Here is a 21,372-nt window from a genome sequence, read left to right as displayed (position 1 = left end):
TGGCTCTTTCTTCTTTTATCTAAATCATCAATCCAGCTTCTCAGTCAGTTTACGGAAGACTTCCTTGGCTTCTTTCCCTTCGTATAAAATAGCATACACTGCATTGATGATAGGCGTTTTGGCGCCATATTCCTGGTTGAGCTTGTAGGCGCTTTTTGTGGCATAATACCCTTCGGCGACCATACTCATTTCCATTTGCGCTGATTTTACCGTATAACCTTTACCGATCATGTTCCCAAACATCCTGTTGCGTGAAAAGACGGAATATCCGGTGACCAGCAAATCGCCCAAATACGCTGAGTTGTTGATGTTCCGTTTCATTTTATGCACTTTTCGGATGAATTTTTTCATTTCCCGGATTCCATTGCTCATCAATACGGACTGGAAATTATCTCCATAACCTAAACCATGCGCGATTCCTGCAGCAATGGCATAAATGTTCTTGAGCATGGCGGCATATTCGGTACCGATAATATCATCCGAGATTTTGGCTTTAATGTAGTTTCCGGACAGGCATTTGGCCACGATTTTGGCTTTGGAGGCATCACCGCAGGCAATGGTCAGGTATGACAAACGTTCCAACGCTACTTCTTCTGCGTGGCAAGGGCCGGTAATAACCCCGATATTATCATAAGGGATGTCATACATTTTATGGAAATGTTCCCCAACAATAAGGCTGCTTTCCGGGACAATACCTTTAATAGCCGAAAAAATCACTTTGCCTTCCAGCGATTCGGTCATTTTTTCCAGTTCGGCACTTAAAAAAGCGGAAGGAATCGCAAATATGATATAATCCGCGTAAGCGACAGCTTCATTGATGTCGGTTGTTAAGCGGAGTTTGTTCAGGTCAAATTCTACCGAACTCAGGTAATTCGGATTGTGTTTATGCGCCTTGATATGATTTACAGCGTCCTGGTTACGCATGTACCACGCTATTTCGCCGAGGTTTACACACAGCATTTTGCTGATGGCCGTTGCCCAGCTTCCGCCGCCTATTACTGCAAATTTTGGTTTTGTAATCATTGTTTCATTTTTTAGCCCCGATAGCAATGGAAATCCTTTTGTTTTTTGGTACAAAACAAAAGATTGCAATGGATAGCGGGAAATAGCTCCGGAAAATAGTGGAAGCCATTTCCAGATAAATTATTAGTCAAAAGTAATCAAAAATGTTAAAAGGCGAAAAATCTAACGACCTTAAAATCCAATAGCCGGATTTTTTGGCACGCATATTGAACAGACTTATTCAAACCTAAAATAAACGAATCATGAAAACGATAAAAATACTTTTAGCAGCGGTGGTTTTGCCCTTTTTATTTTCTTCCTGCGTGACCGATGTGTATGTGGAAGAACCGTATGACGACGGATCTGTTTCTTTGCCGGAACTCATGGAAGGCTATGATTTATGGTATGTTGACTATGACAGGACTATAGGGAATGGCGACGTGCCGTTTTTATCCAGGGCTTTTACCATTTCTTTCCTTAACGGAAGTTTGTATGCCAACAACAATTTAGTGGGAATAGGAACAACCGGCGGCGGTTTCGGGATTAAAGTGGGCTCGTATGGTTATTTCCCTACGACCATTCGGTTTTTCCACGATATTTATGGTGTATACGATCTTGAAGTGTACCAAACATCGGCCAATCAGGTTAAATTATACAGCCGAAGCCAGAACACGACTTATTTTCTTGTAGGGTACCAAAGGAATACTTTTGATTACGATCGTGTTTTTTATGACAACATCCATTATTTCCTTCAGGAGTATAAAGCCTGGGAAAAAGTGTATACGAGCCATGCAGGAGCTTTGAATGATTTTGACAACGAACATTTTATTCAGTTTATGGCTGGAGGAAGCGATGATACGTTCCGTTCTTCCCAAGATGCTCCCGGCACAAACGTAAATAATATCTATTGGGATTTTACCGGACAGTACGGGATTTTCAACACTGGAAGCCCTTATCAGAAAATTTTAACATTAAATTATGATTTCTGGGGCAATGAATCGTTTACACTCAGCGTTATAAATGACAATCGGATTAGATTGTATCATAATGCCTCCGGAACTACTTATGAGCTAGTAGGAAGAGGATTTATACAATATTTGAGACAATCCGTGCAACGTAGTAAAACTACAACTAAAAAAGTGAGTTAGTTATATAAAAATAGTTAAGTTAAATTACGTTTTGTTTTTTGGTGTTTAGAATAAAGGCGTTCAGGAATTTCCTGAACGCCTTTATATTTTGGGGTGTAGTAAAAGTTTTTAAGTACCCAACCCTTATTTTTTGTAAAACAAATTATGGTCTATATAATGCCATACTTTTTCAGGCAAAAGCGGGACCACGTTTTTCTTATTCTTGATGCTTTCCCGGATAAAAGTGGAGGAAATCTCTATAACCGGAGCCCCAATCCGATGGATTTTAGGATGATTGATAAACTGGGCATCGATTTCTCCTGATGCCAAACGGGGATACACATAAATACTGTGGTTTTGGAGGATTACTTCATAGTTTTTCCATTTGTGGAGCGAATTCAGGTTGTCTTCGCCCATAATCAGGGAGAAAGTATGCTGTGGGTATTTTTCCTGTAGGTGAGCCAAAGTGTTTACCGTATAGTTGGGCTGCGGCAGCTTGAATTCTACATCGGAAGGCTGTAATTTGGGAAAATCCTTAGTGGCCAGATGGACCATTTCCAAGCGGTGGTAATCATCCAGGAGCGTGTTTTTTTGCTTGTGCGGATTGTGCGGCGTGACAACCATCCAAACCTGGTCCAGGTCCGAATGTTCGGCCAAGTGGTTCGCAATGATCATATGCCCGGTATGTATGGGATTAAAAGTCCCGAAATACAATCCTATCTTCATGGTTTTTATGATTTAGGGGGAAAAATGAAGTTGTTTTACTTCAAAAAATCTTTTACCAATTCGTACGCATCTACTTTGGCTACGTCCAGATCATAATTTTTGATGATTTTGTCAAATTGTGGTGCTGTTGCCAGTTCTACAGATGCTTTGGCAATACGCATATTGATTTTGTCGTCGCTTTCGGTGGAACGTTTCTTCAGGCGGATTTTCAATTCGTCGATGCTTGGCGGTTTTACGAATACGGCAAGGGTTTCCTGCTGGAATTTTGATTTGATGCGCAACCCGCCGGCCACATCGATATCAAAAATGACATTCTTGCCTTTGGCCCAGATGCGTTCTACTTCGCTTTTGAGCGTACCATAGAAATTATCACGGTACACTTCTTCCCATTCTACAAAATCCTCTGCCTTGATGTGTTTTTTGAATTCTTCAAGGGAAATGAAATAATAATCCTTCCCATGTACTTCCTCTCCTCTGGGAGCCCGTGTTGTGGCCGAAATTGAAAATTCCAGGTTTAATTCTTCCTGTGCCAGCAAATGCCTGACTATTGTTGTTTTGCCCGAACCTGACGGTGCTGAAAATACGAGTAATTTCCCTTCTTTCATTGTAGTTGTGTTTTTGCCTCAAGCCGATGGCTTGTAGCTGTATGCTTTAATTAAAGTACATTGAGTACCTGTTCTTTTATTTTTTCCAGTTCGTCTTTCATCAGTACGACCAGTTTCTGCATTTCGGCATGGTTGGATTTGGAACCCATAGTATTGATTTCCCTGCCCATTTCCTGGGTAATGAAACCTAATTTCCTTCCGTTGGCTTCGGTGCCTTTGATGGTTTCCAGGAAATAATCCAGGTGGTTGCCTAAACGAACTTTTTCTTCGGTAATGTCCAGTTTTTCTAAATAATAGATCAATTCCTGCTCAAAACGATTGGTGTCTACATTTACTTTCAATTCATCGATAGCTGTCTGCAGTCTTTCCTTGATATTCTGCACACGTTCCGGATCCAGTACCAATGCCTGGTTCATGTAGGAACGGATATTATCGATGCGTAATTTGAATTCCTTTTCCAGGGATAGGCCTTCAGAGACACGGAAATCATTAATGTTGGCCAGGGCTTCATCAATTACAGACTGGATTTGCTTCCATTCGTTTTCGTCAATTTCGTCACGCTCTGTTTTTAAGGCATCAGGCATGCGGACTGCCATTTTCATTAATTCGGTATTGTCGGCATCCGGCAAAATATCACGCATTTGCTTAATATACGCTTTTACGATGGGCGCGTTGACTTTGGTCGATGTTTCTTCTCCGGTCACTTCAATGTACAAGGAGAAATCTACTTTCCCACGCTCCAGGCTCTGGGCAATCTGGTTGCGAAGGCTTAATTCCATTTCGCGGTATACAGAAGGCATCCTGGTGTTCAGGTCCAGTCCTTTGCTGTTCAATGATTTTAATTCGACCGTTATTTTTTTGGTAGGCAATTGCAGTGACGCTTTGCCAAAACCTGTCATGGATTGTATCATATTGAAAATTGTAATGGCTACAAATGTAAGAAAAACTATTGAGTGTTCAGTATCCGATCCTACCTGTAACAAACTCTAAAAGATACGGTTGGTTAGGATTGCTGTGAATTCTTTTTTTGGGTAACCAGGTAAACTCCGGTAAAAATCAGTATAGCCGAACCGATTTTTACCATATTCAATTCATCTTTTCCTAATCCGATGGCGAAAACCGAAGCAAACAACGGCTGCAGGTAAATGAAAACCGCTACTGTGGTCGGCTTGAGTTCTTTCATCGAAAGCAAATTCAATAAATAGGTCAGGAAAGTGGAAAAAACCACCACAAAACCTATTTTCCAGAAAATATCCACCGGCACAGCTGTCCAGTGTACCGCCTGGAATTCGTTCCAGCCAAAAGGAAGCACCATCAAAAAACCGAAGAAGTAGATCCATTTTACAAACGAAAGCGCATTGTATTTATCCATCAGTTTTTTTACGATGATCAGGTAAAAACCATAGGAAACGGCATTTACGAAAACCAGTAAATTTCCCAGGCCGGCTTTTGGGGCATTGAGCATCGGTTTTCCGTAAAGGATCAAAAAGGCGGTTCCGGCCAGCCCTAAAACAATCCCGATGACTTTGCGTTTTTCCATCCGTTCCCGGATCAGGACAGCCGATAAAATCAGGACGATCATCGGTGTGGTCACCATAATGATGGCCCCCATGATTGGAGAAGTATAACTCAGCCCCTTGAAAAAAGTAAGCATGTTAAAAGCAACGCCAAAAAAGGAAGCGGCAATAATCCGTGGGAAATCAGCCTTGTCGATCTTTTCGGTTTTTTCCGGCTGGAGCCAAAGCATCAGGGTGGCAATCAGCCAAAACAACAAAGTAGTCCCGCCCACACGCAACAGGATAAACCCGAAGGCATCAATATAGGCTGGCATGACGTCTTTGGCAATGGTAAAGGTCACGCCGTAAATAAGGGAGACCAGTGTGGCGGCAATAAGGGCCAGGTTTCTTTTTGACATTAGCCCAGTACTTTAATCACTTCCAGGATATTTTTTTGGCTGTTGCCAATGTAGATTTTGCCGTCAATGATAAAAACAGGGCGGCTCAGGAACGTATAATGTTCTAAAAGGTATTTTTTATAATCGGCTTCGGTCAGGTTTTTATTTTTCAGGTCCATGGATTTGTACAATTGCGCCTTCTTGCTGAAAAGCGCTTCGTAACTTCCGGAAAGCTGGTGCATTTCTTCTACATCGGCTTCAGAAAGCGGGTTCTGGCGAATGTCAATAAATGTCAGGCGGTCTGCATTGGGCAACGATTTGATTATTTTCCGGCAGGTGTCGCAGGAAGAAAGGTAGTATATTCTGTCCATAATATTTATTTTGTTTCTGCATGCAAAGAAAATCCATTTCACAGTTAAAATTACTATTTTTATAAAAAAATAAACATATGTCAAACACTTTTGAAATCAGTAACTCGAGCAGGAATATACTTTTGAATTTTTTGGAAAACCATACTTTGGAAGAACTAAATAAAGTACCGGATGGTTTTTCCAACAACCTGATTTGGAACATTGCCCATAGTATAGTTGTCCAGCAAATGCTTGTGTATAAATTATCCGGTTTAAGCATGATGGTTCCGGATGAAATGGTAGATAAGTACAAAAGAGGCACCCGGCCTGAAGCCTTTGTGACACAAGTTGAAATAGACGAAATCAAGAAATTTCTTTTTTCGACCCTCGAACAATCAAAAGAAGATTTTGCCAATGATATTTTTGATCAATTTATGCCGTTTACCACATCAACGGGTTTTCATGTTAAAAGTGCCCATTTTGCTATGGAATTTTCCAACTACCATGAAGCTACACATATTGGGGTCATGATGCAGATTAAAAAATTCCTGTAACCGAACCGGGCCGGCCAAAAAATCGTTAAACTTCTCCATTCACGGAATAATAAAATCTAAATTTGTATTTTAAAAACATAAAAAATGAAATTCAATACTAAAGTTATACACGGCGGGCAACATCACGATCCGAGTACAGGAGCTGTAATGCCGCCGGTTTACCAGACTTCTACTTTTGTGCAGACCAGCCCTGGACAGCCGCTTAATCCCGATTACGAATACAGCCGTGCAGCCAATCCGACAAGAACGGCATTGGAAAACGCACTGGCCAGTATCGAAAACGGTACGCGCGGATTGGCTTTTTCTTCAGGATTAGCAGCAACGGACTGTGTCCTGCGTTCTTTTAAGGCCGGAGATGAAGTTATTGCCATGGATGATTTATATGGCGGTACCTATAGGATGTTTACCCGGATTTATAAAGATTCCGGAATCAAATTCCATTTCGTAGACATGAATGACCTTGCCAAATTTGAATCATTGATCAACGCCAATACGAAGATGGTTTGGGTGGAAACGCCAACGAACCCTTTGATGAAATTAGCCGATATCGCCGAAATAGCCAAAATCACTAAAAAACACAACGTGCTTTTCGCGGTAGATAATACTTTTGCTACTCCTTATTTGCAAAAACCTTTGGATTTAGGTGCCGATATCGTAATGCATTCGGCCACGAAATACCTTGGCGGGCATTCTGATGTGATTGCCGGCGCTTTGATCGTAAAAGATGCAGCATTGGGCGATCAACTGCATTTCCAGCAATTTGCAACTGGAGCAACCCTTGGCCCGCAGGATTCCTTTTTGGTATTAAGAGGGATCAAGACATTGCACCTTCGCGTACAAAGACATTGTGAGAATGGTGTGAAAATAGCAGAATTTTTGATGAACCACCCAAAAGTGGAAAGAGTATATTATCCTGGCCTGGCCTCGCATCCGTTTCATGAAATTGCCAAAAAGCAAATGATTGGCGGTTTTGGAGGAATGGTAACCTTTACTTTCAAATCAGGAAAAAAAGAAGATGCCATTGCCTTTTTGGAAAAAGTGAAGGTGTTCACCCTGGCAGAATCATTGGGCGGGGTTGAATCATTGGCCAACCATCCGGCTTTAATGACACATGCGTCCATACCGGAAGACAAACGCAAGGAAATTGGGATTACAGACGACTTGGTCAGATTGAGCGTTGGTGTGGAAGATGCAGAAGACCTGATTGAAGATTTAAAACAGGCTTTGGCCTAATAAATAAAAAACCCGTCAAGTGTAAACAAGACGGGTTTTTTTATGTTTTTATGATATTTTAATTCAAATAGTAGATGTAACCGAAATTCAACCATACCAACCAATCATTGGCTTTGTTTTCAGTATATACATCCGGATTAGGATTCAAACCGTCAACCCAGTTGGAATTGAAATATTGGAATCTCAAGTCTATCATTAAATCCGATAAAGGGGTTAGTTTGTAACGTGTCCCTACACTTGAAACGACAGATAAAGTACTTCCTCTTTCATTAGAAAAACCATGAGCCTGTCCGTCAGAAGGTTCCCAGTATTTCGGGAAGATATTTGGTTGTGTCAATCGGCCGTCACCAAAACTGGTTTCTACTTCCGGTTTGAAAAAACTGTATTGGGCACCTAAACTCACAAAAGGAGCAAAACTTCCGGTGCTTGCAGTAAAATTCCTGATGCTCAAAGGATACCATTCCAACTGCATACCGATATTGGTTACAGCTGTACTTCCGTGCATTGCTTTTAATTGCTGTGCCGGAATGGAAGTGGCTAATTTTTCAGGGGTTACCCATTCTCCGAAATGGTTTAATTTCGTTTTAGTATAAGATAACTCTGTCCTTAATTTGAAATGGTCGTTAAAATAGTTCTCCGGAGTATAACAGTTACAGTCTGCACGGTAGGAAAAATTCAGATAGTGTACCAACCCGATTCCTATTCCTGTGTTTCCTGCATTAGTATCAAAATCATGACGCACTCCATAATCGGACTGGAAGGCAACCGGACCGGCAATTACACCTATTTCGTGAGAAAAACCAAACTGGGCCTGGGCTGAGTTGAGGAGTCCTAATGAGAATAAAACGATTAAGCTAAGTATTCTGGGCATGGGTATAGATTTAGTTCATTATCCGACAAATATATAAAAACAACAAACACATCAAAAATAAATCATAAAAAAAACAAAAGATTTATCAATTTCAACACATTAAGAATCTTTTAAGCTTAAAAATTTGTTGACTATATTTTTATAAAATGTATATTTGTGCCTCAAAACGAAAACGTTTTCATAAAGCGTTCATAATCTATAAATCATGTCACAAAGTATTGATGCTTTTATTGAAGCAGTAGGTAAAAGAAACCCAAATGAGCCTGAGTTTATGCAGGCAGTTAAAGAAGTTGCTGAAACAGTAATTCCTTTTATTGAAAAAAACGCAAAGTACCAAGGCAAAATGCTTTTGGAAAGAATGGTCGAAGCAGAGCGTGTTATCATGTTCCGAGTTGTTTGGGTAGATGATTCAGGCGCTACTCAGGTTAACAGAGGGTACCGTATCCAGATGAATTCAGCCATTGGGCCATACAAGGGAGGAATCCGTTTCCATCCATCAGTAAATTTAAGCATTCTTAAATTCCTAGCTTTCGAGCAAACGTTCAAAAACAGTTTGACTACTTTACCAATGGGTGGAGGAAAAGGTGGAGCTGATTTCGATCCTAAAGGAAAATCGGATAACGAAATCATGAAGTTCTGTCAGGCCTTCATGACTGAATTGTCTAAACACATCGGAGCTGATACTGACGTACCGGCCGGAGATATAGGTGTTGGAGGTAGAGAAGTAGGTTACATGTTTGGACAGTACAAACGTTTAAGAAACGAATTTACAGGAGTCCTTACTGGAAAAGGAATCACTTTCGGAGGATCGTTAATCCGTCCGGAGGCTACCGGTTACGGAGATGTGTATTTCGCGGACAGCATGCTAAAAACCAAAGGACAAAGCTTCAGCGGTAAGATCGTTGTGGTTTCAGGTTCTGGAAACGTAGCGCAATATGCTGCTGAAAAAGCGACTCAATTAGGAGGAAAAGTAGTTACCATGTCAGATTCTGCAGGATATATCTACGATGAGGCTGGTATCGATGCTGAAAAATTGGCTTACGTAATGGAAATCAAAAACGTAAACTACGGTCGTATCAGTGATTATTTGAACAAATACCCAAATGCTAAATATGTAGCGGGAAAACGTCCTTGGGAAGTGAAATGCGACATCGCCCTGCCTTGTGCTACTCAAAACGAGTTGAACGAGGATGAAGCGAAAGTATTGGTAGCAAACGGATGTATCTGTGTGGCTGAAGGAGCTAATATGCCTTCTACACCAGAGGCCGTTACTGTTTTCCAAAACGCAAAAATCTTATTCGCTCCAGGAAAAGCTTCCAATGCAGGAGGTGTGGCAACTTCAGGTCTTGAAATGTCTCAAAACTCATTGCGTTTAAGCTGGTCAACCGAAGAAGTTGATGAGCGCCTAAAAGGAATCATGAAAAATATCCATGAGGCTTGTGTACAATACGGTTCAGACGGTAATGGCTATGTAGATTACGTAAAAGGTGCAAACATCGCCGGTTTCGTAAAAGTAGCTGATGCTATGTTAGGACAAGGAGTTGTATAAACCCTTTCATCATAAAAACAGAAAGCGCTTCAGTAATGAGGCGCTTTTTTTTATGGAAATATATTAAAACTTAAATAAAATCGTTTTTATCCTATATTTGTACGTGAATCTAATTTTTTCAGATGAAAAACGTTTTCTTACACTCTATAGTATTATTGATAACCTTCTTTGGCTATTCGCAGGAAAAGCAAATGTGGGAAGGCTACTTTTCGTATAATACCATAAAAGATATTTCGCAGAGTTCCACGCATCTCTACGCTGCTGCGGAAAACGCATATTTCAAAAAAAACAGCGCCACCAACGAGGTTTCCAAAACGACTACCATTGAAGGGCTTTCGGGAGAAAACATCTCTCAGGTCTACCACAGCGAAGCCTTCAAAAAAACACTTATAGGCCATGAAAACGGCTTGCTCATCGTAGTCAATGATACTGATGGGACAATGTTGAACGTGGTGGATATCGTCAACAAACCATCAGTACCACAGAACAAAAAAAGGATCAACCATTTTATGGAGCACAACGGGAAAGTCTATATCGCTACCGATTTCGGTATTTGCGTATATGATTTGGCCATTTCCGAATTTGGAGACACTTATTTTATCGGTGCGGGCGGTGCCAATGTCGAAATCCTGCAAACTACCCTTTTTAACGGATTCATCTATGCCGTGGCCAGCGGTTATGGCCTTTTGAAAGCATCTGTCACCAATCCGAACTTAATTGATTATAACCAATGGACTATGGTGTATGCCGCCAATTGGGGAAGTGTCCAGGCAGTCGGCACAGAACTTATCGCCATAGGTTTCGGGGCAGCGATGTTTAAATTCGTGGGAGACACGCCACAATATGTAACAACATTCAGCCAGATCCCAACCGATGTAAGATACAGCGAAGGACGCCTGATTATAACCACTCAGGATTTTGTGCATATTTATAACGGGCAGTTGGTTAAAATTTTGCAGATCAACAACATAACGGGAATCACAGCAAAACTCACCTGTGCTACGATGATGGGTGATACCATTTATATTGGGACACAGGAAAACGGCTTGTTTTCTACCACTCTGTCCAATCCTACGGTTTTTGTAGACAATACCCCGAACGGGCCAGTCAAAAATAAAATCTTTGCCATTCAATCGGCTTCGAATATCCTTTGGACTGTGTATGGTGATTATTCCAGGAATTACAACCCGTATCCTCTGGATTCCTACGCCATCAGTAAAATGGATGCCGATAAAAACTGGAAATTATTCCCGTATTCCGATTTGCTCAATGCAAAATCCCTCACTCGTATAGCGGTTAATCCCGCCAATCAAAAACAAGTGTATTTCAGTTCGTATTATTCGGGGCTGCTGAAGTTTGACAACGATGCCGCCGCAAAATTATACAACAGGTCCAATAGCACATTACAGACCATTCCTAACCTGGCACAGGATGATATACGGGTCAATGGTTCGGCTTTTGATAAAAACGGCAATCTTTGGGTAACGAATTCCCTGGTAGCCACAGGGCTCCATGTCTTACGATCAAACGAACAATGGCAAAGTTTTGCCCTTTCGGGCGTGCAAGAGCCGCTTACCAATAGTTACGGAAGGATAGTCATCGATAAAAACAGTACAAAATGGATAGCTACCAATCATGAAGGAGTGGTCGGGTTCAACGAAAACCATAACAACAGGTCGCTAAGTATTAAAGAAGGACAGGACGAAGGAAACCTTCCCGACAACGATGTGCGTTCGATAGCGGTAGACAATAAAAACAAGCTTTGGATTGGGACAACGCACGGTTTGAGGGTCTTGCCAAGCGTCGATTCTTTTCTGACAAACAACGAGCTGAATTCGAATGCTATTATTATTTTGGAAGACGGTTTGGCGCAAGAACTTCTTTACCAGCAATTTATAACCGATATCGTAGTGGATGGTTCCGACAACAAATGGATCGGTACAGCCGGTTCGGGCGTGTTTTTTATCTCTTCCGACGGCCAAAAGACATTCAATATTTTTACCAAGGAAAATTCACCGTTGCCCAGCAACGTCATCACCGATATTGAGATAAACAGCCAGACCGGAGAGGTTTTCATCGCTACCGAAAGCGGTATGGTTTCCTATAAAGGGACGTCTACCAAAGGAGCGGAAAACCTCGAGAACATCATCGCTTTCCCGAATCCCGTGAGGCCTGAATTTAACGGGAGCGTCGCCATTACAGGGTTGATGAATAAATGCAATGTCAAGATCACCGATATTGAAGGGAATCTTGTTTATGAGGAAATTTCCGCCGGAGGGACAGTAATGTGGGATACCAAAGTTTTTGGCAAAAGCAAAGTAGCGTCCGGTGTCTATATGATTTTTGTCTCTTCTGAAGACGGCCTGCTTTCTAAAGTCAAAAAAGTGATGATTGTCCGATAATGCTTGTCAAGACCAAAGCCATTGTTCTAAGTGCACTGAAATACCAGGAAAAAAGCCTGATCGTAAAATGTTTTACCCAATCGGACGGGCTGAAATCGTATTTTGTGCCGAATGCCTTCTCCGGGAAAAAATCAAATCAGAAGATCGCTTATTTTCAGCCGTTAACCCTTTTGGATATTGAGGCGAGCCATAAGAACAAAGGCACTTTGGAACATTTCAGGGAAATAAGGTTGGCGGCTCCTTTCCATTCCATCAATACCGATATTTTCAAAAGCACCATCGTTATTTTCCTGTCGGAAGTCCTGCACCACAGCATCCGGGAAGAGGAAAAAAACGAGACCTTGTTTTCGTTTTTGGAAACGGCACTGCTTTGGCTGGACACACACGACGAAATGGCAAATTTCCATTTGATCTTATTGCTCGAAATCACGAAGTTCCTCGGGTTTTACCCTGATACTTCTGAAGCGGACTTGCCTTTTTTCGAAACAAATGAAGGCGTATTTTCCTCTTCCCAGGGATTGAGCTGCCTCACCGGGCATGAGACCTTTCTGTTCAAGAAACTCATTGGTTTGAAATTCGATTCCGACCAAAAGGTTTTTGCCGGTACCGAGCGCCAATTATTGCTCAAAATACTGCTGGATTACTATTCCGTTCATCTTGACGGGTTTAAAAAACCGAAATCATTGGAAGTCCTCAAGGAGGTTTTTTCGTAAACAGCAGAAAAATCATCGGTTTGCTATGTATTTTGTCATAGTATTAACACAGAATTATTCAAAAATTAGTACTTTCGCGAATTGATTTTAGAAAACGATAAAATGAGTACGAAATTCACTGAATATAAAGGACTTGATTTGCCAACCGTGGCCTCTGAAGTGCTTGATTTCTGGAAAAAACAAAACATCTTTGAGCAAAGTGTAACTTCCCGTGAAGGGAACCAACCGTATGTGTTTTTTGAAGGGCCTCCTTCAGCAAACGGATTGCCTGGCATTCACCACGTAATGGCACGTGCGATTAAAGATATTTTTTGTCGTTACAAAACTCAAAAAGGGTTCCAGGTAAAGCGTAAAGCCGGCTGGGATACCCATGGTTTGCCTGTGGAATTAGGCACCGAAAAAGAATTGGGCATCACCAAGGAAGACATCGGGAAAACCATTTCTATTGATGAATACAACGAAGCCTGCAAGAAAACGGTCATGCGTTATACAGACGTATGGAACGACCTTACCGAGAAAATGGGGTATTGGGTTGATATGGAAGACCCGTATGTGACCTACAAATCCAAATACATGGAATCCGTTTGGTGGCTTTTGAAACAAATCTATGATAAAGGTTTGCTTTACAAAGGCTATACGATCCAGCCGTATTCTCCAAAAGCAGGGACAGGTTTGTCTTCGCACGAAGTGAACCAGCCTGGAAGCTACCGTGATGTAACAGATACGACCATTGTGGCACAGTTTAAAACACTTCCTGAAACCTTGCCTTCATTTTTGCAAGGTTTTGGAGATATCCACATGTTAGCCTGGACAACAACTCCCTGGACGCTTCCGTCAAATACAGCTTTGACCGTTGGCCCGAAGATTGAGTATGTTTTAGTTAAAACCTTCAATCAGTATACTTTTAAGCCGATGAATGTTATCCTGGCTAAAAATTTGGTTGGAAAACAATTCGGGAAAGGTTTCTTTGCCAGTGAAGACGAGGCGGATTTTGACAATTTCAACGCAGGCGATAAAAATATTCCATTCAAGATTTTAGCGGAATGTAAAGGAAAAGATTTAGTCGGGATCCGATACGAGCAGTTATTGCCATATGCCTTGCCATACCAGAATCCGGAAGATGCCTTTAGGGTAATTTCGGGGGATTTCGTTACTACGGAAGACGGTACCGGTATTGTGCACACTGCACCTACTTTTGGTGCCGATGATGCTAAAGTAGCCAAAGAAGCCGTGCCGGAAGTCCCACCGATGTTGGTTCTGGACGAAAACGGAAATCCTGTGCCGCTGGTTGACCTGCAAGGTAAATTCACCTCGCATATGGGAGAACTGGCCGGGAAATATGTCAAAAACGAATATTACAATGCTGGAGAAGCACCTGAAAAATCGGTAGATGTTGAAATCGCGATTCGTTTAAAAGAAGAAAACAAGGCATTCAAAGTAGAAAAATACGTTCACAGTTACCCACACAGCTGGAGAACCGACGAGCCTTTATTATATTATCCTTTGGATTCCTGGTTCATTAAAATGACCGATGTCAAAGAAAGGATGTTTGACCTGAACGAGACCATCAACTGGAAACCGAAAGCAACCGGAGAAGGCCGTTTCGGAAACTGGCTGAAAAACGCAAACGACTGGAACCTTTCAAGATCAAGGTATTGGGGGATTCCATTGCCGATATGGAGAACGGAAGACGGGACAGAAGAAATACTAATCGGTTCGGTGGAAGAATTATACAACGAAATCGAAAAAGCAATCCAAGCCGGCGTAGAATCCGTAAATCCATTTAAAGGTTTCGAGATTGGCAATATGAGCGAATCGAACTATGACCTGGTCGATCTGCATAAAAACGTGGTCGACGGCATCACATTGGTTTCTGCCAGCGGAAAACCGATGAAGCGCGAAAGCGACCTTATAGATGTCTGGTTTGATTCAGGATCGATGCCATATGCACAATGGCATTATCCGTTTGAGAATAAAGATAAAATCGATGGCAATAAAGATTTCCCGGCCGATTTCATCGCAGAAGGAGTAGACCAGACAAGAGGCTGGTTTTATACGCTGCATGCTATCGGAACGTTGGTTTTCGATAAAGTGGCCTATAAAAACGTAGTGTCAAACGGATTGGTTTTGGATAAAAACGGCCAAAAAATGTCCAAACGTTTAGGGAATGCGGTTGACCCGTTTACGACCCTGGCGGAATACGGACCGGATGCCACGCGTTGGTACATGATTGCCAATGCGAACCCTTGGGATAACTTGAAGTTTGATATTGAAGGAGTTGCGGAAGTAAGGCGAAAATTCTTCGGAACCTTGTATAATACCTATTCGTTCTTTGCGTTATATGCAAACATTGACGGGTTCAAATATGCCGAAGCGGAAATTCCCCTGGAAGACAGGCCGGAAATCGACCGCTGGATATTATCGGAACTGCACACGCTCATTAAATTAGTGGATGAGGCCTATGATGATTACGAGCCAACGAAAGCAGCCCGTATGATTTCTGATTTTGTCCAGGAGAATTTAAGCAACTGGTACGTGCGTTTGTGCCGCCGCCGTTTTTGGAAAGGCGAGTATGCACAGGATAAAATCGCGGCCTACCAGACGTTGTATACCTGTTTGATAACCGTGGCAAAATTAAGCGCCCCGATTGCTCCGTTCTTTATGGACAGGCTTTACAGGGATTTGACGCAGGCTACTGAAGGAGAAAGGTTTGAAAGCGTGCATTTGGCAGAATTCCCTAAAAACGTTGAAAACTTTGTTGATAAATCGCTGGAAAGCAAAATGGCCAAGGCGCAGACGGTTTCTTCATTGGTTTTATCGCTCCGTAAAAAGGAAATGATAAAAGTAAGGCAACCGTTGCAAAAGGTAATGATTCCAATACTTGATGAGAATCAACGTGCTGAAATTGAGGCGGTTTCCGACCTTATTAAAGCCGAGGTAAATGTCAAGGAAATTGAACTGTTAGACGATGCTTCTGGGGTGTTGGTGAAACAGATCAAACCGAATTTTAAAACCCTCGGGCCTCGTTTTGGAAAAGATATGGGATTGATTTCCAAAGAGATACAAAATTTTTCTGCGGAACAGATAAATAAATTAGACAGAGAAGGAAGCTTAGGCATTGTTATATCAGGAAAAAGTATAACTTTATCATTAGAAGATGTGGAAATCTCTTCGCAAGATATTGAAGGTTGGTTAGTAGCAAATTCCGGCGGAATTACAGTTGCCCTGGACATCACTATTTCAGAGGAACTCAAAAATGAAGGTATTGCCCGCGAGCTTGTGAACCGAATCCAAAATATCCGTAAAGATTCAGGTTTTGAAGTAACTGATAAAATTAAGGTGGCTATTCAAAAAGAGGATACCCTAAACCAAGCCGTCTTAAACAATCAGGATTATATAAAAGCTGAAACTTTAACTGAAGAACTCGTTCTTCAGGAAAATGTCAATAACGGTACGGTTATTGAGTTTGATGATGTAAAAACAATGATTTTAATTTCAAAATAAGAAATTATGGTAGAAGAACAAATAAGATTCTCAGATGCAGATTTGGCTGAATTCAAAGAATTGATCTTGAAAAAACTAGACAAAGCGAAAAACGATTTAGATTTAATAAGAAGCGCTTACCTAAACGACCTGAATAACGGAACCGATGATACATCGCCAACATTCAAGGCATTCGAAGAAGGAAGCGAAACTATGTCTAAAGAGGCTAACTCACAGCTTGCTATCCGTCAGGAGAAATTCATCCGCGATTTGAAGAATGCATTGGTGCGTATTGAAAACAAAACCTACGGCATTTGCAAAGTAACCGGAAAACTGATCAACAAGGAAAGGTTGAAACTGGTTCCGCACGCGACTATGAGTATTGAAGCGAAAAACCTGCAGCGATAAACTTTCATTAAATAACTAAACGCTCCTTTTTAGGGGCGTTTTTTATGTAAGAATGTTTATTTTTGTGACATCAAATTTTAAAAAATGAATTTAAAAAAAGCCTATTTCATCGTTTTCCTGGTTTTATTGGTAGACCAGGTTTCAAAAATATATGTAAAAACACATTTCCTGCTGCATGAAGAAGTAAAAGTGTTCAATTGGTTTAAAATATTGTTTATTGAAAACGAAGGAATGGCATGGGGTGTGGAATTGCCTGGCATTTACGGCAAACTGATCCTTACCACTTTCAGGATTATTGCCGTTGGGTGTATTGGGTATTGGCTGCACAGTTCCTATAAGAATAAAGCGTCCAACATTCTTTTGGTCGCTATTGCATTGATCCTGGCCGGAGCTTTCGGGAATATCATTGATTCGGTTTTTTACGGAAGGATTTTTAATGACAGTACCTACGAAGTGGCCACATTATTTAGCGATAAGCCTTACGGATCCTGGTTTTACGGAAAAGTAGTCGATATGTTTTATTTCCCGATCATCCAGGACGCACAATTTCCGGATTGGCTGCCTATTTGGGGTGGGAAGCATTTCACGTTCTTTAATGCCATCTTCAATGTGGCAGATGTAGCCATATCAACAGGAGTTGGGATACTGATTGTATTCAATAAAAAAGCATTTTCGAAATAATTAAGGAAACGCAACTATATAAAAAAACCACGCCGGAAAGCGTGGTTTTTTATTACTCGATAATGATAATCTTGTCTTTTTTGCGATGCCCCGGCGCATGGTCCCTGGCACTTCTGTCTCCGTGCCTTTTCTTGGCCTGGCCTGGAGGAATCCTTTTCTCTTTCACGATAACGGTCCTGTGCCTGTGCGGATGATGTTCGTGCACGACACAACTTGTCAATCCTAAGGAAGCCACTAAAAAAGTAACAAGAAAAATGATAAAATGGGGTTTTGAATTTTTCATTGGTATTAAATTTAAGCGAATATAAAATTAAAATTCATAAATCCTATCGGGAGTGACACAAAAATCCAACCGGACGTCCCAATCGAAAATACCGTCTATAGTATTTTCAGGGCCAAAATATGAAAGGCCGACCTTAATCACATCTTCCCTGCATCCGGAGAAAAAAAGATCATAAAAACCCTTGCCATAGCCTACCCGGTGCCCTTGCCTGTCAAAGGCCAAAAGCGGTACGAAAACAACATCGATTTTTGTAGGAGGGACTTCTATGCCATCTACGGGTTCCGGAATATTGTATTGGTTTTTCCTGATTTTGGTAGAATCGGTTAGGAGGAAATGTGTCATGTGCCGGGTTTGGAAATCAGATTTGGAAATAACCGTTTCCTTATCTTTTCCGGACAGTAAATGCAGGATGTATTCGGTATTCACTTCTTTCTGTTCTTCTATGGGAAGGAAAATATGGAAGTAGTTTTTCTCCCAAATATCCAATGACAGGACTTTATTGGCTATGGCCAGGCTCATTTGTTCGGTCTCATCGAATGTGAGTTTTTGCCTTCGGGCCTTATATTCCAGTCTTAATTCTTTCTTATTCATGGGCCAAAACAGTTGAAATATGATAAATGGCATCACCCTGATACACAATCGGGGCATCGTTTACATTGATGACATAGCCGGAATTGGGCGCTTTTACTTTATGCTCGATTTTGCCATATGGATCTGAAATGGTGGCCAATATGCTTCCTTTTTCCACAAAATGGCCTACCAGCGTATGGCCGTGGAACATGCCGGAATATTTGGCCCTGACCCAGCTTGATTTTTCGATGTAAATCGTTTTGGTTTCAGGTGCGGCTGCTTTTTTGCGGTTGTTGAGCATTCCAAAATGCTGTAATACGCGTTTGACCCCTTCTACACCTTGCTTGGTAATATCTTCGTTGATGTCGATGGATTTTCCGCCTTCAAACAACAGCATCTTCACACCTAATTTGTCGCAGGAATTCCGGAACGAGCCGTTGATGTTTTTCGAATATAAGGCAAAAGGCGCGTGGAATACATCGGCAAGTGCTTTGAGTTCAGGGTTGTCCGGGACAATGCGGACCTGTGCCACATTAAAGCGGCTGGCGCCTCCGGCATGGAAATCTATGGCATAATCCACATGCGGGATGATTTCCTTGAGTAGGAAATAGGCAAACCTACTGGCCAGGGATCCTGTTTTGCTTCCCGGGAATACGCGGTTTAGGTCCCTTCCGTCGGGAAATTCCCTGGTTTGGTTGACGAACCCGAAAATATTGATAACCGGGATACATATAATGGTACCGGTTTTGGGTTTATTGATTTTCTGTACAATCAGCTGGCGGACAATTTCAACACCGTTAATCTCATCACCGTGCAACCCGGCCGAAAGCAGGATTGTTGGCCCCGGGATTTTGGAACGTTCCACAATAATTGGGATTTTCAGTTTGGTCATGGTGTGGAGTTTGGCAATTTCCATGTTGATGGTCTTGCTTTCCCCGGGTAAAACGGTTTCCTTGAGGATCGTTAAAATATCATTTTTGTAGGTCATAACAGCGTAAAAGGCTAAAGTAAAAAAATATCGGTTATAACGGGTCATCAAAATGTATTTACAGAAATGCTTTGTGGCACGGGTTTAATTATTTCGTAAATTTGGAACATAACATTCCAGACTTCCATGACCATTTCTGCCTTAGAACTCCAAATCCAATCCTTGCCGGACAATCCGGGCGTGTACCAGTATTATGACAAAGAAGGGAAAATCCTGTATGTGGGCAAGGCCATCAACCTCAGGAAAAGGGTAGGTTCTTATTTTAATAAAATCCATGATAACGCCAAGACCAATGTCCTGGTCAAGAAGATCGTTTCCATAAAACACATTGTCGTTCCCACCGAAACCGATGCGCTCCTGCTGGAGAACAACCTGATCAAGACGCTGCAGCCGCGTTATAACGTACTGTTGCGCGATGACAAGACCTATCCGTGGATTTGCATCAAGAACGAACGCTTCCCAAGGATATTCTCTACCCGCAAAATGATCAAGGACGGTTCGGAATATTTCGGGCCTTATACCAGCTTTAAAACGGTGCATACTATCCTGGATTTGATCAAGGAACTGTATCCGTTGCGTACCTGCAATTATGATTTGAGCAAGGCCAATATTGATTCGGGCAAATTCAAAGTATGCCTGGAATACCATATCGGGAATTGCAAAGGTCCTTGCGAAGGGCTCGAATCTCTGGAAGACTACCAAAAGCAAGTCCAGGCGATCCGGGAAATCCTCAAGGGGAATTTTAAGGAAAGCCTTAAAGATTTCAAAAAGCAGATGACCGTACTGGCCACAGAGATGAAGTTCGAACAGGCCCAGCAAATCAAGGAAAAAATAGAAGTGCTAGAAAATTATCAGTCCAGGTCAACAATCCTCAACCCTAAAATATCGAATATTGATGTGTTTTCGATTATATCGGATGAAAGTGCCGCTTTTGTCAACTTCCTGCAAATATCCCACGGGTCGATTATCCGTTCCCATACCATGGAAATCAAGAAGAAACTTGATGAAACCGATAAAGAACTGTTGGAACTTGCTATTGTGGAGCTTCGGGAGCGTTTCAATCTTTTGTCCAAAGAAATAATAGTGCCTTTTGAGGTGGAAGTAGGGGCTAACCTGAAAATCACAATTCCGCAATTGGGCGATAAAAAGCAAATCCTGGAACTTTCCCAGCGCAATGCGAAATTTTACAGGATGGACCAGCTCAAGCAACTGCAGATTGTGGATCCGGACCGCCATACGAACCGGATTATGGCCCAGATGCAGAAGGATTTGCGCCTTTCGGTCGAGCCGAGGCATATTGAGTGCTTCGATAACTCGAATATCCAGGGTACAAACCCCGTGGCTGCCTGTGTGGTTTTTAAGGATGGGAAACCGAGCAAAAAGGATTACCGCCATTTCAACATCAAAACCGTAGACGGGCCTAATGATTTTGCCTCTATGGAAGAAGTGGTGTACAGAAGGTACAAACGCCTTTTGGACGAAAACCAGCCCTTGCCACAACTCATAATCATTGACGGAGGAAAAGGGCAGCTGTCATCGGCCTTAAAAAGCATGGATGATTTGGGGCTGCGCGGAAAAATAGCCATTGTAGGGATTGCCAAACGGCTGGAGGAACTGTTCTATCCGGGGGATTCGGCGCCGCTGTACCTGGACAAAAAATCGGAAACGCTAAAAGTAATCCAGCAGCTGCGTAATGAAGCACACCGTTTCGGGATTACCTTCCATCGGGACAAACGCAGCAAATCGGCCCTGAATTCTTCCATTGAAAGCATTCCGGGAATTGGCGAAAAAACCATGGAAACATTAATAAAACATTTCAAAAGCGTTAAAAGATTGAAATTAGCTTCGGAAAATGAAATTTCTGCTGTGGTCGGGCTTTCAAAAGCCAAAAAAATTTACGAATTTTACAAGGCAATAAACCAATCTAAATAAA

At 41.8% G+C, this 21,372-nt stretch carries 20 protein-coding genes; 10 read left to right on the top strand and 10 right to left on the bottom strand.

The annotated features are described in order from the left end of the window. Positions 1-27: 27 nt before the first annotated feature. Entirely contained in the window at positions 28-1,023 is a 996-nt protein-coding gene (locus E4635_RS06325; protein ID WP_135525785.1) for an NAD(P)H-dependent glycerol-3-phosphate dehydrogenase, read from the bottom strand. Between the two features lie 242 nt (positions 1,024-1,265). Between E4635_RS06325 and E4635_RS06320 the strand changes: the two genes are divergently transcribed. Next, a complete protein-coding gene (locus tag E4635_RS06320; RefSeq protein ID WP_135525784.1) occupies positions 1,266-2,150 on the top strand; it encodes a nicotinic acid mononucleotide adenyltransferase in 885 nt (294 codons plus the stop codon). Between the two features lie 123 nt (positions 2,151-2,273). On the opposite strand, the gene nadD is transcribed toward E4635_RS06320, so the two are convergent. The 5 genes from nadD to E4635_RS06295 form a co-directional block, all read right to left on the bottom strand. After that, positions 2,274-2,855: a nicotinate (nicotinamide) nucleotide adenylyltransferase gene (gene nadD, locus E4635_RS06315; RefSeq protein ID WP_135525783.1), complete on the bottom strand. Its 582-nt coding sequence runs from the start codon at positions 2,853-2,855 to the stop codon at positions 2,274-2,276. A 35-nt stretch (positions 2,856-2,890) separates the two neighbouring features. Further along, positions 2,891-3,460 carry a guanylate kinase gene (gene gmk, locus E4635_RS06310; RefSeq protein ID WP_135525782.1) on the bottom strand — a complete coding sequence of 190 codons (570 nt, stop codon included), beginning with the start codon at positions 3,458-3,460 and terminating at the stop codon, positions 2,891-2,893. Between the two features lie 50 nt (positions 3,461-3,510). Next, positions 3,511-4,371, bottom strand: coding sequence for a YicC/YloC family endoribonuclease (locus E4635_RS06305; protein ID WP_135525781.1), 861 nt, complete (start codon positions 4,369-4,371; stop codon positions 3,511-3,513). A gap of 92 nt (positions 4,372-4,463) precedes the next feature. Continuing rightward, positions 4,464-5,375, bottom strand: a complete 912-nt coding sequence (locus E4635_RS06300) for a DMT family transporter (protein WP_135525780.1) — start codon at positions 5,373-5,375, stop codon at positions 4,464-4,466. Next, positions 5,375-5,725 carry an arsenate reductase family protein gene (locus E4635_RS06295; protein WP_135525779.1) on the bottom strand — a complete coding sequence of 117 codons (351 nt, stop codon included), beginning with the start codon at positions 5,723-5,725 and terminating at the stop codon, positions 5,375-5,377. The genes E4635_RS06300 and E4635_RS06295 overlap by 1 nt, the downstream gene beginning before the upstream one ends. Before the next feature lie 77 nt (positions 5,726-5,802). Between E4635_RS06295 and E4635_RS06290 the strand changes: the two genes are divergently transcribed. Then, positions 5,803-6,258, top strand: a complete 456-nt coding sequence (locus tag E4635_RS06290) for a DinB family protein (RefSeq protein WP_135525778.1) — start codon at positions 5,803-5,805, stop codon at positions 6,256-6,258. 84 nt (positions 6,259-6,342) lie between these two features. Continuing rightward, positions 6,343-7,491 (top strand): cystathionine gamma-synthase, encoded by a 1,149-nt coding sequence (locus tag E4635_RS06285; protein WP_135525777.1) that lies wholly within the window; start codon positions 6,343-6,345, stop codon positions 7,489-7,491. Positions 7,492-7,549: 58 nt separating this feature from the next. On the opposite strand, the gene E4635_RS06280 is transcribed toward E4635_RS06285, so the two are convergent. Then, positions 7,550-8,362 carry a THC0290_0291 family protein gene (locus E4635_RS06280; RefSeq protein ID WP_135525776.1) on the bottom strand — a complete coding sequence of 271 codons (813 nt, stop codon included), beginning with the start codon at positions 8,360-8,362 and terminating at the stop codon, positions 7,550-7,552. A gap of 205 nt (positions 8,363-8,567) precedes the next feature. Between E4635_RS06280 and gdhA the strand changes: the two genes are divergently transcribed. From gdhA to E4635_RS06250, 6 genes are all read left to right on the top strand, one after another. Next, positions 8,568-9,911, top strand: a complete 1,344-nt coding sequence (gene gdhA / locus E4635_RS06275) for an NADP-specific glutamate dehydrogenase (protein ID WP_135525775.1) — start codon at positions 8,568-8,570, stop codon at positions 9,909-9,911. Positions 9,912-10,033: 122 nt separating this feature from the next. Next, a complete protein-coding gene (porZ, locus tag E4635_RS06270; protein ID WP_135525774.1) occupies positions 10,034-12,313 on the top strand; it encodes a type IX secretion system anionic LPS delivery protein PorZ in 2,280 nt (759 codons plus the stop codon). Then, a complete protein-coding gene (gene recO, locus E4635_RS06265; RefSeq protein ID WP_135525773.1) occupies positions 12,313-13,026 on the top strand; it encodes a DNA repair protein RecO in 714 nt (237 codons plus the stop codon). The genes porZ and recO overlap by 1 nt, the downstream gene beginning before the upstream one ends. Before the next feature lie 102 nt (positions 13,027-13,128). Continuing rightward, positions 13,129-16,530: an isoleucine--tRNA ligase gene (gene ileS, locus E4635_RS06260; protein ID WP_135525772.1), complete on the top strand. Its 3,402-nt coding sequence runs from the start codon at positions 13,129-13,131 to the stop codon at positions 16,528-16,530. A 6-nt stretch (positions 16,531-16,536) separates the two neighbouring features. Then, complete coding sequence (locus E4635_RS06255) at positions 16,537-16,917, top strand: TraR/DksA family transcriptional regulator (RefSeq protein ID WP_135525771.1); 381 nt, start codon at positions 16,537-16,539, stop codon at positions 16,915-16,917. Positions 16,918-17,001: 84 nt separating this feature from the next. Further along, a complete protein-coding gene (locus E4635_RS06250; protein ID WP_135525770.1) occupies positions 17,002-17,598 on the top strand; it encodes a lipoprotein signal peptidase in 597 nt (198 codons plus the stop codon). 52 nt (positions 17,599-17,650) lie between these two features. Here E4635_RS06250 and E4635_RS06245 read toward each other — a convergent pair whose 3' ends face one another. The 3 genes from E4635_RS06245 to E4635_RS06235 are packed head-to-tail and all read right to left on the bottom strand — an operon-like array spanning position 17,651 to position 19,439. Then, positions 17,651-17,881 (bottom strand): hypothetical protein, encoded by a 231-nt coding sequence (locus E4635_RS06245; RefSeq protein WP_135525769.1) that lies wholly within the window; start codon positions 17,879-17,881, stop codon positions 17,651-17,653. 27 nt (positions 17,882-17,908) lie between these two features. Continuing rightward, positions 17,909-18,472 carry a 5-formyltetrahydrofolate cyclo-ligase gene (locus tag E4635_RS06240; protein ID WP_135525768.1) on the bottom strand — a complete coding sequence of 188 codons (564 nt, stop codon included), beginning with the start codon at positions 18,470-18,472 and terminating at the stop codon, positions 17,909-17,911. Next, positions 18,465-19,439: a succinylglutamate desuccinylase/aspartoacylase family protein gene (locus E4635_RS06235; protein ID WP_246020709.1), complete on the bottom strand. Its 975-nt coding sequence runs from the start codon at positions 19,437-19,439 to the stop codon at positions 18,465-18,467. The genes E4635_RS06240 and E4635_RS06235 overlap by 8 nt, the downstream gene beginning before the upstream one ends. A gap of 126 nt (positions 19,440-19,565) precedes the next feature. Between E4635_RS06235 and uvrC the strand changes: the two genes are divergently transcribed. Beyond that, a complete protein-coding gene (gene uvrC / locus E4635_RS06230) occupies positions 19,566-21,371 on the top strand; it encodes an excinuclease ABC subunit UvrC (protein WP_135525767.1) in 1,806 nt (601 codons plus the stop codon). Position 21,372 lies beyond the last annotated feature (1 nt).

Origin of the sequence: Flavobacterium humi (genome assembly GCF_004745595.1) — a bacterium.
GTDB classification, from domain to species: Bacteria; Bacteroidota; Bacteroidia; order Flavobacteriales; family Flavobacteriaceae; genus Flavobacterium; species Flavobacterium humi.
This window is presented reverse-complemented; position numbering and strand designations above follow the sequence as displayed.